The following is a 16,732-nucleotide window of genomic DNA, read 5'->3' as shown; positions in this document are numbered from 1 at the left end:
TTTTTGAGATTACCATTATAGGAGAGTAGGTAACACGCGTAACCAAATCGAATTGTCTATTTCTTGCTCTATAATAATATCTATCATTTTGTAGCACCCCAATAAAATGATCCAAAATATTGGTACGGCTCGATTTCTTAAGAGTTTAATGGTGAATCTTCATATAAAGAAAATCCTATCCAAGGCTTTACTGTCTTGGATAGGATTTATTCGTTAGGAAAACATACCAGACAACTACATAGTATGAACCAGGACAATTTCATCAATTATCGGTATTTCCATTTTTAGTGAAGATAGAAACGTTTCTTCTATTTTATTGTCGATTTCACAAATCGTTATGGCATCACCATTAATTTTTGATCGTTCATTCGCCATGCGAGCGATATTATATCCATTTCCATAAAGAATTCTCGATAAGTCGGCAATCACTCCCTTTTTATCGGTATGGCGGATCACCAGTGTTGAACGTTCTCCCGAAAACTTTAGCGGATACTCATTGAATTCCTGAACTTCCACCTTTCCACCGCCTAATGAACTGGCCAATACCTTTACAGTACGTGTAGTACCTCTCAATTCAACAAGCACGGTATTCGGGTGATAACTTCCGAGTACGCGTTTCTGGAATTCGTATTGCAATCCATTTTCTTCAGCAATTTCTTTGGCATTCGGAATGCCTTCATCCATTGTAGTCAACCCTAAAACACCCGCTAGTAAAGCTAGGTCTGTCCCATGGCCTTGGTAGGTTTTAGCGAAGGAGCCCATCAGTGAGAACGTTACAGACAGTGGATTTTCATTTAATAGCTGGCGGGCAATATTGCCAATTCTAACCGCTCCAGCAGTATGTGAACTCGAAGGACCCACCATTACAGGGCCGATGATTTCATATGCACTTTGGTATTTTGCTGGCCCCGAACTACTGGCTTTGTCGCCAAAAATTTGCTCTTTTAATTTTTGCCCCGTTGGTGTTCCGGCAAGACCGCCTATCCCGGTTTCCCTTAGCGATTCAGGCATTTGCTGTCCTACTTCATGCATCACATGGATGACTTCATCTGGAAGAATGATGCTTACCACCCCGGCTAACGCCATATCTGCTGCAGCTTGCGCAGTTATTGCATGTAGACCGTTGCGTAATATACAGGGTATTTCCACTAAACCTGCAACTGGATCACAAACCAGCCCAAGTGAATTTTTCAATGCAATACCGACAGCATGTCCTACCTGTGCCGGTGTTCCGCCAGCAAGTTCAACTAATGTTCCTGCCGCCATAGCAGTTGCCGAACCGACTTCAGCTTGGCATCCGCCAGCAGCTCCTGATATCGAAGCTTTATTGGCAATGACTAAACCAAGAGCAGAGGCAGTGAAGATTGACTGGACAATCTGCTCACGGGTGAATTTTCCACTATCAAGCGCATGAACAAGTACAGCTGGCAAAATCCCTGCTGAACCAGCAGTTGGTGTCGCTACAATCCGTCCCATTGCTGCATTTACTTCTGACACTGCCAATGCATTGGCAGCAGCATTCAATGTAATAGGGTCGACAAATGAATTTCCTTTTTCCGCATACTGATAAAGCCGATTTCCATCTCCACCCGTCAAGCCAGTTCGGGACATCACAGGACTCATTGTCCCTTTGCGGACAGCCTCTTCCATAACGGTTAATTGTTCAGACATTTTTTTAATGATCGTTTCCTGAGGTTCACCTTTCTGCTCGACCTCTGTTTGAATCATCAATTCCGAAATGGTTGTGTTCTCTTGCTCCGCTAATTCAATTAATTCTTTTAGACTTGTAAAAGACATATGATCACTCCTCTTAAGAAGATGGTCCATGCGACGCACTCATATACGTCAATTTGGTTTACTTTACTCTATTCTGAAAAAAAGTTCACTATTGTTTTGCAACAGAAAACTAATTGAAATACTTCAAGAACTATATGTAATGAAACATCTAACCAATATTGAGCAGTGTTAATAACGTATGAGTGGAGAAATCAGTACTCGATTCAATCACTTATAGTAAGTACATATTATCTCATTTTTCTTACTTGTTGAAGTGTTTAATTTCCGCTTTTATTGCAAAAAAGAACAGTATAAGTATTTCACTTTTACTGTTCTTCTATTATCTAAGTTATCTATATTCTATTTAACAAGTTATATTCCTTTAGCACTTCCCTGGTATGCTTTACGACTGCTTTCTGTTTGCCATTTACTTATGATAAGGTTCACCGTAACTACTGCGAGTAAGGTTTTTCTAATTAATACCTCTAAATCTTTCCTAGTTTAAACCATCCAAAAGTTCTATAATATATTTTGATGTATCCTTCATCTGCTGTTTATTTGTTATTGAAGATTTCCCGTCACCTTTTTGATGTCCATAATCTCCAAAACCTCCATGATTTCCACCTTTTATTTCTATAAATTCTGAGTCACTTGGCACAACATTTTTAGCCTCTTTTACTTTGTTTAAATCTGCAACTTCATCACGGCTTCCCCATAGTGACAAGACTTTTATCCGTTTACTACTAAGATTTGTTTTAGTTTGGGGATAGGACGCTAACAATACTAAACCTTTTATTTTATCATTTTCAAGTGCATAATCTGATGCCATAACGCCCCCTAAAGAATGTCCTCCGATCACCCAAGTATCAATATCTTGATGATCACTTATTATACTGTGTGCTCGATTAGGTGATAAAATTGCTAGGTTAAATCTCATTTTAGCAATACTCACGGTATATCCTTTTGATGCTATTTCTTTTGCTATAGGTGCATATGCTGAAGCCTCTACCTTTGCTCCTGGATAGAAAATAAATCCTATATTTTTAGCATTAGATACTGGTTCAAATAATATATCTCCATTTTCTTCAACTTTAACTAGAGAGCTGGATTTCAAACTATCCAAAGCTAACGAACTGGCCTTATAGTATGAACTTACATAAATAAAAAATCCTGAAACTACTATTATGAGAAAAATAGCAATTCCAGTAAATATTTTAAACTTTAATGATTTCTTCTGTTTCATCTTCTATCTCCTTTCTTCTGCTCGTTATTATATTTAAATCTGGCGTATATTTTATCATACTTATGATAAGGTTCAACGTAACTAATATAAGTGCGGTTTTTATACTGCACTCAAATATAAATCTAATGATGCTTCAACTTCCTTCGCAACTAGTTCAACAAATTTCGAATAATCCTCTGTCGTATGTTCTTTATCTAAAGCATTATAATACGCTAAACGATTCTCTACACGAATATTAATTGGCGGATAGCCGGATTTCATTAGCTCTAAGTTTAATAAAAATCTTGATGTACGACCTTTTCCATCAATAAACGGATGAATGCCTACAAAAATGGCATGTAGCATTGCACCATGTACAATTGGGTGCAACTGCTGAGCTTCCTCATCATACCATAGCATTAACGCATCCAACTGTTCTTGAATTTTAAAAGGTTCCGGTGGTATATGCATTGCACCCGAAATAAACACTTGCTGATTTCGATACACACCTGCATATTCATCGACAATTCCTTTAAGTACCAATCGATGTGAATTTTTAATTTGCCATTCTGAAAATGGTTCTTCTTTTCGAACAATGTCTTCTACATAATTAATTGCATCTCGGTGGTTAATAACCTCTAGGTGCTCGCGCATGGTCTTCCCACCAACTGTAATACCCTCTAATACAACCTTTGTTTCATTGATTGTCAGTGAATTACCTACGATGGCATTTGAATTATATGTCCATTCTAAAAACAGCTTTTCTCGTAGGCTTTGCACTGTGTATTTCAATAATGGACTTTTGCCATCTAGGCGCGCTTTTTTACCATCGATTTGTTCAAACAAACTATTACTTCCTTCACATTTTTATCTTATACCGATTCTAACAAATACAATAAGTACTTACTGTGAAATCAAACTAGGGGGATGACTAAATGATTGCTTTCAATTATGGGAAATACCAGGTATATACTAAATTAATTCAATTAATCAAATTACAGGAAGCTCTAAATAATGAAAGATTGTTACACTATGGGGATTTGCTTGGCTATTATTTTTCATTGGAATGGCTAGATTCTCGTTACCTGTTCCATTCTTCTTGCTTAAAACTTGGGTTTGCACGGTCACGTTAATGAAACGTCCGGGGGTAGACGATTTTCTTACGTTCAAAAAAGAACCTCATCGTGGTGTTTGTGTTCACCGTTCTGCAAATAATTACAAAGTACATTTTCCTTTATTGGGCTCTTCACCAAAACATGTTCTTGACTATTAGTAATACTGGATCCATTCCATATTGCACTCAAGTAAAATCGACTCTTTATAATGCTCTGGATTACGTGTGAAAAAATGACGATGTTGCAGTGCTTTGATGAGGTTGTTTTTACCCTCCACAGCTGCATTTGTGAAGCGTAACTGATGGTAATTACAGATTTCATCCCGCCAATTGTACATCGTTTTTAAACAATTCTGAACTGTAGGATGATTGATGGCTTCCCCTTTTTTAAGCCAACATTGATAACCTTTTTTCGCGCGCCTATACGACGAACTACAGTCATACCAGTCAATAAACATTTCTTTCCACTCATAAACTCGGCGTAAAATAGGGGCGTATTGAAGAAGTCTTTCTAACACAGCACGTTCTTCCACAGATAGCTGGTCATTTCGTTTTCCAAGAATACGAAAGTGCTGTTTCAAATCTTTTTTCGCAAAAGGAGCCACATCTTTTTGAACAGATCTTCGAATGGTTTGAAGTGCTTCTGTGACATATCGATTTACGTGGAAGCGGTCTGCAATACGGATGGCTTCAGGGTACATACTTTTCGCAAATGTGTGATAAGCTTTCGCTAAATCCATGACAATTGCGCGTGGTTTCAATGCGCAAAGACTATATTGCGTATGAAAATACGTCTCCAATTCGTTGATTGTGCGTCCTTTGATGACATCTAAAAATGTACCATTTCGCAAATCATGTAAACCAGTGTTATACGTATGCCCTTTACGAATCGCAAAATCATCGATGCCGAGTACAAGATTCGGACAGTTTAGTGCCTTCTGTTGACAAGCCTGTTGAACCTGTAAAACCGCTACTTTCTTCCAAGCACGCACGACACGTGTAACTGTAGAAGCAGGTGTTTCAGTCACGCGCGCTGTATGTGTGATTGTCGATCTGATTGCCTGTTTAGGTAAAATAGCTTCAAACGCTTTCGTATAGCGCTTTTTAGGCGCAACAAACGAATAATCACAAACGATGGAAGTCGTACTATCTTTACACGAAAGGCGAATAGCAGGCAATTTCAAGTATACTTGACAACCAAACGCATCCAGGTGGCGCACCTTCCTCGTATAGCCGATGCCACGGCGAATCTTTTGGCATGAGTTGCAAATTGGACAGGGTTGTTTGTGTTCAATCGGCAATACCTCAATGAAAATCTGCTGCTCGACTTTTTCTGTTGTAACAATATTTAACTGTGGTAAATCCCATAAATTCTTGATAGAATGAGAATGCATCTGTATACCTCGCTTGGTTGTTTGGTCGTACTCTCAACTTTAGCGGATACAGGTGCTTTTTTGTACACTTTTTTTATTCAAGAACAGATTTTGGTGAAGAGCCCTTTATTGATGATATTATTTAGATAGTCAAATTACTTATTGCGCTCATGTAGATTGGGGTTGGGTACATAATGAGGGATATTCTCCGATTCGGCTCTTATACAATCTTGCTTCAAATAGCTGCTGCCGTTGTTGTTGGTTTGGTTGTAAGCTATGCCGTCATCTCTGCACCAGAATCCCCTAAGTTTAAAAGTGAGGAAGGTATTCTGGATTTAACGCAGGTTCATGTCAGTGAAAATCCGATAAAGTTAGAAGGGGAGTGGTCATTCTACTGGCAAGAGCTACTGTCGCCTAAGGACATACAGATACGTTCTACAAAGGGCGAAAATCATGACCACTGGATCAACATCCCAGGCTCCTGGCTAGGCTATCGGTTAGATGGTCAGCAGCTGAACGGTACAGGATTTGCGACCTTTCGGGTGGTTATCCAACTTAGCGAGCAGGATAGGAATGAGCGACTTGCTCTGCGACTTCCTACCATCTTTCATGCGTATAAATTATGGATTAATGGTGAGCTGCTGGCGGAAGTTGGTGTAGTTGGTCAGGACAGGAGTGGCGTGACCCCACAACTGGCAACGAGGCTAGTGTACTTCCAGCCCAAGAATGACATGGTGGAGCTGGTTATGCAAGTAGCCAACTTTCATCATGGGCGAGGCGGTATCACCAAGTATATAGAGTTGGGTGGCAGTGATGCATTAACGGTCAAGACAAAACTTAAAATCGCTACTGAAATGTTCATCACTACAAGCCTGCTAGTGATTGGCGTGTATCACCTGCTGTTGTTCATACTGCGACGCAAAGACAGGGCTACATTGTATTTTGGTCTGTTCACCGCGTTGTCTGGTATCCGATCCTTGGTGGTCGGCGAGCTCATGCTCACACAATTGTGGCCAGCATTTCCATGGGGATTGCAGTTCAAAATCGAGTACCTGATTCTTTGCAGCGTTGGTTATATCATGACGATGTACTTTGATAGCATTTTTCCGAATTATGTGTCGCGTTGGTTTCATCTTGTCACGCGGATCGTTACCAGTGCATTCTGTATCGTTGTTGTGGTGACCCCTGCACTTATTTATACAAAGTTATTACTTATAATCGGTGTGATGGTTATTTTCCACATGGTTTATCTGATGGTTGGGCTAGTCCGTGCGGCTGTGTTGCGTATGGAGGGAGCGCTGACCTTCCTGCTGGTTTCGGTGGTTGCTCTTGTTACTGTCATCAACGATTTTTTATATTACAACGAATGGTCGCCGATTGGAAACACATCTCCGCTTGGTCTGTTGGTGTTTACAGTTGCACAGATGATTCTACTTTCTTCAAGGTTCACGAGAGCAGCATCGAACGAGGAGAGGATTGCACGTGAGCTGCAGGATGCTAACAACAAGCTGACCGATATGAATATGAATTTGGAACATGTCGTACAGGAACGCACACATGCTTTATCCGCAGCTCATGACGATCTCCGCATTTCGTATGACCGTTTGCTTCAATCTGAGCAAGGGAGGAAGAAGCTCCTTGCCTATATTACGCATGATCTACGTATGCCGCTATCCGGCATGCTTGGTTATGTAGAAGCTGTGCAAGACAGTGTCAAGCCGGAGCGTAATGAACAGTATCTGAAGTATATCCGGGATAGCACGATAAGGATTAACCGCATGATCGAGGAGTTGTCTTTCTTGTCGCATTTGGAGACGGGACAAGTCTCGTTCCGAATGAAGCCATATTATGTGATTGACTTCTTGCATGGATTTTTTGAACAATATGAGCTAGTTGTGCGTGACGCAGGGTTGGATTTCATATTGGATATCGAGGATGCGGAAGATCAACGACCTAACTTGCCTTTTGTCGAGATAGATGAGCAAAGATTAGATCAGGCTTTGTTTAATCTGGTGTCGAACGCGATGAAGTTCACCCCAAGAGGTGGGTTGGTGCGTATTACGCTAACTGTAGATGAGGTGAATCTCACTCGCTATGCGATCATTAGCGTACAAGATTCTGGCATGGGGCTTCCCCCAGATCAGCTAGAGAAAATCTTCGATCGCAATTATAAATATGATCGACCGGGCATAGAGGGCAGTGGACTTGGACTGGCGATTTGTAGGGAAATTGTACAAGCACATGGTGGGACGGTTCGAGCGGAGAGCGACGGCAAGACGGGGTCAATCTTCCATGTATCGCTTCCTGTTATTGTAGAAGAAGGAAGGTGAAAGTGTAATGGACAAGCACAAAATTATGATTGTTGATGATGATCCCCATATATGTGAAATTGTTCAGGTGTATTGCGAGGGGGAGGGGTTCATATCCTCCTACAGTCATAGCGGGTCAGAAGCCATGAAGCTACTTGAATCTTTCAAGCCGGATTTAATTGTACTGGATGTACTGCTGGCTAATGAAAACGGCATTGATTGGTGCTTGAACGCACGTAGCTACACAAATGCTCCGATCTTGTTTCTGAGCAGCCTTGAGGAAGACGAGGTGAAAATTAACGCATTATCCTATGGCGGTGACGATTACGTGACCAAGCCGTTCAGTCCGGGAGTACTTATGGCCAAGATCAAGGCTCATCTTCGCAGAGTGTCGACGGGCAAAAGGGAACAACTGTTGGAGTTACCGGGTTTGACGCTAGATTTCTACGCACAGTCCGTCATCATGGGTAGTGAAACTATCTTTTTATCTAAAAAAGAGTTCGGTTTACTGTCCTATATGGCACAAAACGTTAATTGTATCGTCAGTGTCGATGCGTTATTTCAGCTCATCTGGGGAACGGAGAGTCTGGAGGATACAAGAACGGTTGCTGTACACATCAGTAATTTACGCAAAAAAATCGAGGCTGTCCCTGCCGATCCTGAGAGAATCGTTACGATTCGGGGGGCCGGATATATGTTGGTTGCCGGAAGTGAGTTGCCAACGCGAATATAGCATTAAGGTTGGTAATGTGACTACGGCTGCCGCTAACACATTACAGTTAGAAGGGCTAGAAGCAAGCTTCATTAAGTATAGTGTGCTGATGTTTACCATACCAAACCCTAAAACTATTTTGTTGGCTTCATCGACCTTGTTGAGTTTATTTTATTTAAGAAGCAGGGCAAGAAAGAGTTAGACGGGTATTATAAAAACTAAAGGTGACCCATTATCGGTCACCTCTTATTTATGATAGGGATGGTTATTGATTATGCGATACGCTCGATAAACCTGTTTAAATTGACGCTTCAACTTGTCAATTTCCAACTGCGTAAGCTCATGATCACGAGTGTACTCGGCAAGTTCTTTCATTTCATAAAGCTTTTCCTCTTTTTCTTCTAAGATGCCATCTTGCTTCTTACACCATTCAATCTGTTCTTCGAGAAACCTTTTCTGCTCTTGCTGATATTTGTCCATTAGTAATCCCCCATCGAACAGTTTTTTACTATTTTCTATGTAAAAAGAGACCCTAGCAATACTAGGGTCCCCAAAAAATATTCTAAAATTAACGAAGAAGTTGTAGAACCCCTTGCGGTTGTTGGTTGGCTTGCGCAAGCATTGCTTGTGCTGCTTGAGTTAAGATGTTGTTCTTCGTGAACTCCATCATTTCTTTCGCCATCGTGCGAACATTTACTTTCATAAATGACTAGACTATATCTTCACCCTTCGATTGCTCGGTAGGGGTCGGGCGCTTCGGATTCACAAGGTACTCATTCCCTGCGTTTCCTATGGGTTTCATCATCATGGCTTGCGCTGTAGATGGTATACCCTAGTCGTTGAACCTTCTCCACTCTTTCGAGACAGGAGCTTGGCTGCTGATTGCCCAATCTCACTTCTTTTCAGCCATTCACGCTTGCCATTTCTAGCTACGTTGTAGGGAAGAGAGTTTAAGGGTTTTCCAGCAATTCACCCGATCGTAATCGCTAACCGTTACCAGTTAGGACGACTGTGTTTGTTTCTGCTTAGGCAGCAGATAAAACATAATCCACGTCACGGATACGAGATTCCGCAGCCGTTAAGTTTTCAGAAGATGTTCCTAAGTTATTGATTGTGTGATCTAAACGGTTTTGGTAAGCACCAAGGTTAGAACGTTGTGCAGATACTTTTTCGATTGCATCATTGATTACAGAAATCGCTGCAGTTGCTTTGTCATGTGAAGAAATATCTAATGAGAGTTCAGTGTTTGTATTAGATGTACCATCTGTAACAACTGCTACTTCAACATAAGAAGCTACTTTACCATCAGAAGACATAATTTGTTTCTCTGAACCATCGCTAGCGATACCAAGAGAGCTAGAACGCATATCTTCTACTTCGATTGTCATGCTTTGGTTGGCATTTGCCCCTACTTGGAAGCTAGCTGTAAAATTCCCTAATGGGGAGCTTGTAGTTGATACTTCTGGTGCGACTTCAGTTGCACGTAATTCTGTTTGTTTTAATACTAGCTCACCGCTATCATCTACTGATGCTTCGTATTTTTCTTTTAAAATTGCATTTTTATTGATTGCATCAGCAAGCGCTGCTACTTGAGCTTGTGGATCGTTTGTTGCTTGAATTGCTGTACCAGCCTCATAACCAACATGTTGGTTTTTGTCAGATACTTTAATTGTTTCACCATCTAATTTAAATGTCGCACCATTTACAAGTAAGCCATCTGCCTTAATCGTGAACTCACCTGGTGTACCTTTTGCAAGAACAGCAAAGTCTGCTTGTTTAAGGTCCTTACCTGACGCTGAAATTTCAGTTAACGTTACTTGTGTACCGCTAGCAGTTGAAACATATTGACCTTTTAATGTTTCGTTTAAGCTAATTGCATCGGCAATACTTGCTGTTTGCGCTACTATATCTCCATCAGAAATGCTGAATTCACCATTACTAGCGTTCGCAGTGCCTTCTACTGCAGTGAATTTTTGACCTTTAATTTCCACTACATCTCCAACAGCAAATGGTTTATCCAAGTCGAAGTTATATTCACCTTTCACTTCAACTGTTCCGCCTACAAATGTACCTTGTGGTTTGTTTAGTGCGTTCCCAAGAATGTTCGGGTCACCATTCCAATTACCTTCTGCTGTTACTTCAAACTGGGTGAAATCAATTCCACTTGCATGAGCACTACCTAAGGCTTGAATTGCTGCTGTAATCTTTTCTACTGTGTTATTAGCTGCAGTTGTTTGATCAAGAGTAATTGTCAAGTTACCACTACCATCAGCAGCTACACCAAAAGCAGCACCTTGTGCTAAAGTTACTGTTGATAAGTTTTGACCATTTTTATTTGTAAAGTTTAGCTTTGTGTCTTGTCCAGAACCATTTGCTACTGGGTTAGATACCTTTGTACCTGTAGCTTTGGTTGCAGCTTCTGTAAGTGTAATTGTACCTGTAGTTGCAGCTGCACCACCAGTAAATCTAGCATCAGATGCAGCAATAGCAGCCGCTAAACTTGCTGCTTGGTCATCTTTATCATCAAGAGCGTCTGCAGTTGCACCAATTGAAAACTGGCCATTTGCAGCTGTAGCAGCACCTATTACAGCTGTATATGTTTTACCATTAACTGTAACTGTATCACCAGCTTCAGTGAATGCTTTTTCTAATTTAAATGTTGACACACCTACTACTTCATTTACCCCACCTACTAAAGTACCTGTTGAAGCAATTGAGCCTAATGCTTCAGAAGTATTTGCAGGTTCTTTTACTTTTATAGAAGTAACAGAACCAGCCGTTAAACCTGCACTAATCTGGTTATATAGCTCACCGCGGTTCGTTGCTAAAGACTTACCATCTGTTGTTTGTCCGATTGTAATTGTAAGCTTATTACCGGCAAGACTTGCAGTAGTAGCACCACCCGCTGTAGTACCTTGAACAATCTCAATCGTTGTACCATTTAACGTATTATTTGCCAAATCACTTTCAAATGAAATACCGTTTGCTAGGCTTACGGATGATTTCACTGCTTTTACGCTTGCTGTAGTTTCTGAAATAGCTGAAACCTTACCTGTTGCAACACTTGTAGCAGCTTGTACTGTTGCTGTAGAAGCTTTACCAACAACACTGCCGTTCACTGTGTTTACATTTGTTAATGCCCCTGTTACAATTCCTGCTTCACCCGTTTTTACTGTTGCTAATTCTGATGCTGTTTCAACAACTGGTGCATCTTTACCTTTTAATAGGCTTTGCGTGTTGAAATCTGTTGAGTTCCCGATACGGTTAATTTCAGAAGTTAGTTGGTTAATTTCTTTTTGAATTTCACCACGGTCACTTTTTGTGTTTGTATCATTTGAAGCTTGTGTAGCTAATTCACGCATACGTTGTAAGATTGAGTGTGTTTCGTTTAATGCACCCTCCGTTGTTTGGATCAGTGAGATACCGTCTTGCGCATTTTTTTGTGCCATATCCAAACCACGGATTTGTGAACGCATTTTTTCGGAGATTGCAAGACCTGCTGCGTCGTCTCCAGCTTTGTTGATTTTAAGACCTGAAGAAAGTTTTTCTAGGTTTTTTGAAGCATTTGTGTTGTTCGCACCTAATTGACGGTGTGTGTTTAATGCTGCGATATTGTGATTAATTATCATTTCTCATTACCTCCATGTGGTGTGTTTTAGGATGCCTATCCGTTTGCATCCTTGTGAAGTGCATAATCCGAACTTACAAGTCATTGATGGATTGCGCGCTAATCCAAAACAAGGATTTGTAAGTCAACTTGTTATCCTCCATGACATCACCACTCGTCCTTAAATGGCGGAGTCTAGACCTAGACCTGTTTTATCATTCCTAAGGCTAAATTGTTTTCTTCCCATAACTCTCCACGAACGATAGGAATATGCTTCGGTGCTTCAATCGCCAAGCGTAAATGGCCTTCATCGCTTTTAACGACCTTTACCATAATGTTGTTGTCAATCACTACATATTCCCCGGGCTTTCTTCCTAACACGAGCATTGACTCATCCCCTTATTTGGCTTATTAAATGTACATAAAAAAATGAGCAAACAGGTCGCTGTCCTTCTTCCTCCTGAAGAATGACGGCGACTTATTTGCTCATCCTAAGTCTCGTAATTATTTTACAAAATATTCAAGTGTCAATAAATGTTACTTAAATTGAAAAAAAGACGAATAAATAGACATCTGTTTCAAGTATTCTTCCTTGAAATTACATGCTTATTTACTCGTCCATGAGTAATCAGATATGTGATTATTTTATATATCGACAATTTACTTGAACTGTTTAGCCTTTGGAGAAATATTTTTTGAAATTGGAGGAGTATCATAATTCGAGGGCCCTACTAGGTTTGAGTTTTTTACGCATGAAAAGAGGAGTGCTTCTACAAATCTCGAAGTGTTAATATAGTTCTACTACACACCTGAGAAAAGATTATGAAGGACTCCAAAAATAGTAGTATTAAACAGGATGGCTTGTTTTCCTTAGAGAATTTTTTAGAAATGCCACTTGCTGAGGTCCATGGTACCTATTCGAAATATTAGGGGATACTCCATTCTTACGAATTGTATCTAGGAAGGCATTTCTAGGACCACCGATACAACTCAATTATGCTACCATCACTATTCATTCGAATCGTGGAGCGGATTTCGACGATTAATGGTCTTTGGAATCGATTGAAGAGAAGTGTAGAATCAGACTTGGATTATGGATTTAATCGAATTCCAAGTAGAGCACCCTATACTCGGCTCATCAAAAAATACAGGAATCCAAGGCGTTCCGAAACGAAATCTTGCATTTAAAACCGAGATACATGTGCTTATTCTTGATTAAACAATTCTCCGCGAACGATAGGGATATCTTTTGGCGCTTCAATAGCCAAGCGTAAGTGCCCTTCTTCACTTTTAACTACCTTTATAATAATTTTTTCGTTGATCACAATATATTGTCCGGGTTTCCTTCCAACGACCAGCATTAGACCCACTCCTTTACCGTGAAGGATTTTTATCTGATTTGAACATCTTTCACTATAATTATAATAATTCACTCAATTTTCACTATCACTTCTGACTTGTCATTTAACCCGAACTATCGGTTCACCAGAGCCATGAATTCTGCCCTTGTGATTGCTCCACCCGGCATAAATGAGCCATCCCCATAACCCTTAGTAAGCCCTTTGCCGATCCAATCCACTAGCATTTTCTCCGCCCAATGCCCTTAGATGTCTGACTTTGTACCCTCGCTTGCTGCGTGGGCAACAGGGAGGGGCAAAATTAGTAGCAACGCTAAAAACAAGCTGACCATTCACCTTTTCATAGAATTTCCCCTCCTAAAACAGACTAAATCATAGCGACTTTCCTCCTTGTATTTTATCACGGTATATTAGCCCATTAAGGTAACTTAAAGAAAACTTTAAGTTCGAGCTCAAGATAAAACATACGCTCGGTGGATTCAGTTCGTTCCTCTCTGAAGTACATAATGTGTGGTAGGATATAGTAAGCAAAATCATGATTCTAGATTCGTTGAGTGCAATACCATCTAGTTGGTTTTTGCGATAAACATCATCTCTTCTGTTATCGGTGTCCGTCTTCTTTACACAAGATGACTTAAAGTAATCCTTGCATTTATTAAAAGTTACTTTGATGAGCCAAGCCTTTAAATACGCTTTTTATCGAAGGGCTTTTTCTGTCACTTAAGTGTCATATAGACCTCTTGAACAATCTCATGAACACGTATGCCAGCGAACGTCTTCATACCCTTCCTCCTTCACTTCAAAATACAATTCATTTTCGTTTATTCGTGCAATAGAGAAAGGAGAGAGAACTTATCAGTAATAGATAAATCCTCTCTCCTTTCTCGTTTATTCACAAATAGAACCTTCAATCGCTTTTTATTCGGTGTACTCTTCGAAAATATACAGTTTTTTCTATTTACCTTCCATATTTTCAACTTATTCATATGAGAAAAACACCAATTGTATAGTGATTAAAAAATTAACCCTCTAATGAGCAGCGTGACCAACTTTTATCCAACCAGTTTTCGTGGGATTTTAAAACCGCACTTACTTGTGGTACGGCTCCCCCTTAATAATCCGAAACCCTCGATACACCTGCTCCACCAACACCAATTTCATCAACTGATGCGGAAATGTCATCTTGGAAAACGACAACTTCTCATCCGCCCGCTGCAACACACTTGTATGTAAGCCCAACGATCCGCCAATCACAAATACAATCTTGCTCTTCCCATACGTCATTAACGATTCTAAACTCGCAGCAAACTCTTCCGAAGTTTTCATCTTTCCGTCAATCGCAAGCGCAATCACATACGCATCTGGAGATATTTTAGCCAAAATACGCTCGGCTTCTTTCTTTTTGACGATTTCCATGTCTGCATCGCTCAATGATTCGGGCGCTTTTTCATCCGCCACTTCAATAAGCTGCATCTTGGCATAGCTATTTAGCCGTTTTGTATACTCTTCAATTCCTTGTTTCAAATACTTCTCTTTTAACTTACCCACTGACACAATTGATATATTCACAGTTTATCCACTCGCTCTCCAAAAGTTATACACAATACTTATACACATATCCACAGACACTTCTACATATTGTGTCCGATTATTTGTTCTCTACTACATATGAAACTCTCTGATTATTCTTACCTTCTTTTGTGGATAACTTATTGTCATTTTATTTCTAAAGGTCCAATTCACAAATTCCTCAATAAAATAGAACTTCTCAAAACGCATACATGCCAAGGCTTTAGACCTTACATCATTTCACTTTTCTATTCGCATATACGCTTTTTCTTTTACACAATATTATACACACTTTTTAGACTTTATCCACAAATGGATAATCCCATAAAAAAATCAGGCATCCTAGCGCATATTCGCTCGATGCCTGATGTGGATGGTAAGTTGTTCACACTGTGGATTAGATTAGAACGTATTCCCGTCTTTCAACACCATCTCTAACTCCACTGGCTTTCCATCTCGATACACTTTTACTTTCAGTTTATCCCCAATTTCTTTTTTATTGTATAAGTATTTACGAAGGCTGACCATATCTGTCACTTTCTCTTCATCCAACTGCACAATGGTATCATATTTCTCTACACCCGCTTCTTTTGCTGGTGAATTCGGCATAATTTCTGTTACGACGACACCTTCTGCTACCTCTTTAGGCAAATTCAATGTCTGTTGTTGCTGTTGAATTGGAATTTGCTGAAGATCAAGTAGCGATACGCCCATTGTGGGACGATTCACTTGCCCAGTTGTTTCTAGATGCTCAATAATCGGTAATGCGATATTAATTGGAATCGCTAATCCGATGCCTTCTACAGTCTCTTGTGAGATCTTCATAGAGTTGATGCCGATTAACTGACCTGCCATATTAATCAATGCACCGCCTGAGTTTCCTGGATTAATCGCAGCATCTGTCTGCAATACGTCCGCTTGCCAATCAATGATGCCATCTTTATTCAGATCCATCGGGATAGAACGATCTTTCCCTGAAATGACACCAACTGTTACCGATCCTGCAAATCCTAGACCTAGAGGATTTCCTATTGCAATGACCGACTCGCCTCGTTTCAATGCATCGGAATCACCGAACTCCACTATGGTATTCACATGCTTTGCGTCAATTTCTACCACCGCCAAGTCAGTCCAAAGATCACTACCGATCAGCTTTCCTTCTGTTTTAGTCCCATCGTCGAAACTGACTTCTAGCTGCTCAGCATTTTCTACAACGTGATGATTGGTCACAATATAGGCTTTGTCACCATCCTTCTTATACAATACACCTGATCCCGTACCAGCCTCTTGTGTAGAAGTTTTGGCTGACCAGAAGTCTTGGACTGTCTGGATATTCGTGATGCCGACAACAGCAGTTGCAACGTCATCTACTACATCTGTGATCTCTGTTGAGATATCCATCGGTATTTGGCTGTGCTGGGAACTGACAGGTCCAGGGCTTTTTTCAACGTTCACGTCATTCGTTGTTTGATTGCCCCCAAACATCATCACCAACCAAACAAGCAAGCCACCTACTAATCCACCTAGCAAGCCCATTACAAATCCGCTTCTTCGTTTTGGCTCCCGTTTCGTTTCTTGCGGTGTAATCGGTTGCCACTGTGTTTCTGGCGATTCCTGTGATTCTCTTCTTTCTTCATCCATTTGTGCATCCCCCTAATCAGAATGTACTCAATTACACACTATGCATTTACT

General features: G+C 40.4%; 14 protein-coding genes and 3 pseudogenes. 4 read left to right on the top strand and 13 right to left on the bottom strand.

Annotation, left to right across the window (positions count from 1 at the left end; genetic code table 11):
- Window positions 1-234: 234 nt before the first annotated feature.
- The 3 genes from sdaAA to GD002_RS14445 form a co-directional block, all read right to left on the bottom strand.
- Window positions 235-1,797 (bottom strand): L-serine ammonia-lyase, iron-sulfur-dependent, subunit alpha, encoded by a 1,563-nt coding sequence (gene sdaAA, locus GD002_RS18210; protein ID WP_153733071.1) that lies wholly within the window; start codon window positions 1,795-1,797, stop codon window positions 235-237.
- A gap of 475 nt (window positions 1,798-2,272) precedes the next feature.
- Window positions 2,273-3,019 carry an alpha/beta family hydrolase gene (locus GD002_RS14450; RefSeq protein WP_153733070.1) on the bottom strand — a complete coding sequence of 249 codons (747 nt, stop codon included), beginning with the start codon at window positions 3,017-3,019 and terminating at the stop codon, window positions 2,273-2,275.
- 99 nt (window positions 3,020-3,118) lie between these two features.
- Window positions 3,119-3,844 carry a Fic family protein gene (locus tag GD002_RS14445; protein ID WP_153733069.1) on the bottom strand — a complete coding sequence of 242 codons (726 nt, stop codon included), beginning with the start codon at window positions 3,842-3,844 and terminating at the stop codon, window positions 3,119-3,121.
- 89 nt (window positions 3,845-3,933) lie between these two features.
- Between GD002_RS14445 and GD002_RS14440 the strand changes: the two genes are divergently transcribed.
- Window positions 3,934-4,131 carry a hypothetical protein gene (locus GD002_RS14440; protein ID WP_153733068.1) on the top strand — a complete coding sequence of 66 codons (198 nt, stop codon included), beginning with the start codon at window positions 3,934-3,936 and terminating at the stop codon, window positions 4,129-4,131.
- Between the two features lie 136 nt (window positions 4,132-4,267).
- On the opposite strand, the gene GD002_RS14435 is transcribed toward GD002_RS14440, so the two are convergent.
- On the bottom strand, window positions 4,268-5,506 hold the full coding sequence (locus tag GD002_RS14435; RefSeq protein WP_228548390.1) for an ISL3 family transposase: 1,239 nt from the start codon (window positions 5,504-5,506) through the stop codon (window positions 4,268-4,270).
- Window positions 5,507-5,679: 173 nt separating this feature from the next.
- Between GD002_RS14435 and GD002_RS14430 the strand changes: the two genes are divergently transcribed.
- Complete coding sequence (locus GD002_RS14430; protein WP_153733067.1) at window positions 5,680-7,815, top strand: sensor histidine kinase; 2,136 nt, start codon at window positions 5,680-5,682, stop codon at window positions 7,813-7,815.
- Window positions 7,816-7,822: 7 nt separating this feature from the next.
- Entirely contained in the window at window positions 7,823-8,527 is a 705-nt protein-coding gene (locus tag GD002_RS14425; RefSeq protein WP_153733066.1) for a response regulator transcription factor, read from the top strand.
- A gap of 225 nt (window positions 8,528-8,752) precedes the next feature.
- Here the strand turns inward: GD002_RS14425 and GD002_RS14420 are convergent, their stop codons facing one another.
- The 4 genes and pseudogenes from GD002_RS14420 to GD002_RS18200 all read right to left on the bottom strand — a co-directional run.
- Window positions 8,753-8,986 (bottom strand): hypothetical protein, encoded by a 234-nt coding sequence (locus GD002_RS14420; RefSeq protein ID WP_153733065.1) that lies wholly within the window; start codon window positions 8,984-8,986, stop codon window positions 8,753-8,755.
- Between the two features lie 88 nt (window positions 8,987-9,074).
- Window positions 9,075-9,188, bottom strand: a pseudogene (locus GD002_RS14415) (flagellin); the annotation flags it as partial.
- 343 nt (window positions 9,189-9,531) lie between these two features.
- A pseudogene (locus GD002_RS18275) lies at window positions 9,532-9,714 on the bottom strand (flagellin); the annotation flags it as partial.
- A 2,007-nt stretch (window positions 9,715-11,721) separates the two neighbouring features.
- A pseudogene (locus GD002_RS18200) lies at window positions 11,722-12,135 on the bottom strand (flagellin N-terminal helical domain-containing protein); the annotation flags it as partial.
- 31 nt (window positions 12,136-12,166) lie between these two features.
- Between GD002_RS18200 and GD002_RS18075 the strand changes: the two are divergent.
- Window positions 12,167-12,298 carry a hypothetical protein gene (locus tag GD002_RS18075; RefSeq protein WP_255425165.1) on the top strand — a complete coding sequence of 44 codons (132 nt, stop codon included), beginning with the start codon at window positions 12,167-12,169 and terminating at the stop codon, window positions 12,296-12,298.
- A 16-nt stretch (window positions 12,299-12,314) separates the two neighbouring features.
- Here the strand turns inward: GD002_RS18075 and GD002_RS14400 are convergent, their stop codons facing one another.
- From GD002_RS14400 to GD002_RS14380, 5 genes are all read right to left on the bottom strand, one after another.
- Window positions 12,315-12,500, bottom strand: a complete 186-nt coding sequence (locus GD002_RS14400) for a carbon storage regulator (RefSeq protein ID WP_153733064.1) — start codon at window positions 12,498-12,500, stop codon at window positions 12,315-12,317.
- 818 nt (window positions 12,501-13,318) lie between these two features.
- Window positions 13,319-13,474 (bottom strand): carbon storage regulator, encoded by a 156-nt coding sequence (locus tag GD002_RS14395; protein WP_153733063.1) that lies wholly within the window; start codon window positions 13,472-13,474, stop codon window positions 13,319-13,321.
- Window positions 13,475-13,587: 113 nt separating this feature from the next.
- Window positions 13,588-13,698: an S-layer homology domain-containing protein gene (locus GD002_RS18195; RefSeq protein WP_153733062.1), complete on the bottom strand. Its 111-nt coding sequence runs from the start codon at window positions 13,696-13,698 to the stop codon at window positions 13,588-13,590.
- A gap of 862 nt (window positions 13,699-14,560) precedes the next feature.
- A complete protein-coding gene (gene rlmH / locus GD002_RS14385; RefSeq protein WP_153733061.1) occupies window positions 14,561-15,040 on the bottom strand; it encodes a 23S rRNA (pseudouridine(1915)-N(3))-methyltransferase RlmH in 480 nt (159 codons plus the stop codon).
- 402 nt (window positions 15,041-15,442) lie between these two features.
- Window positions 15,443-16,681, bottom strand: a complete 1,239-nt coding sequence (locus GD002_RS14380; protein WP_153733060.1) for a S1C family serine protease — start codon at window positions 16,679-16,681, stop codon at window positions 15,443-15,445.
- Window positions 16,682-16,732 lie beyond the last annotated feature (51 nt).

Source organism: Sporosarcina obsidiansis, from assembly GCF_009651005.1.
Taxonomy (GTDB): Bacteria; Bacillota; Bacilli; order Bacillales_A; family Planococcaceae; genus Sporosarcina; species Sporosarcina obsidiansis.
This window is presented reverse-complemented; position numbering and strand designations above follow the sequence as displayed.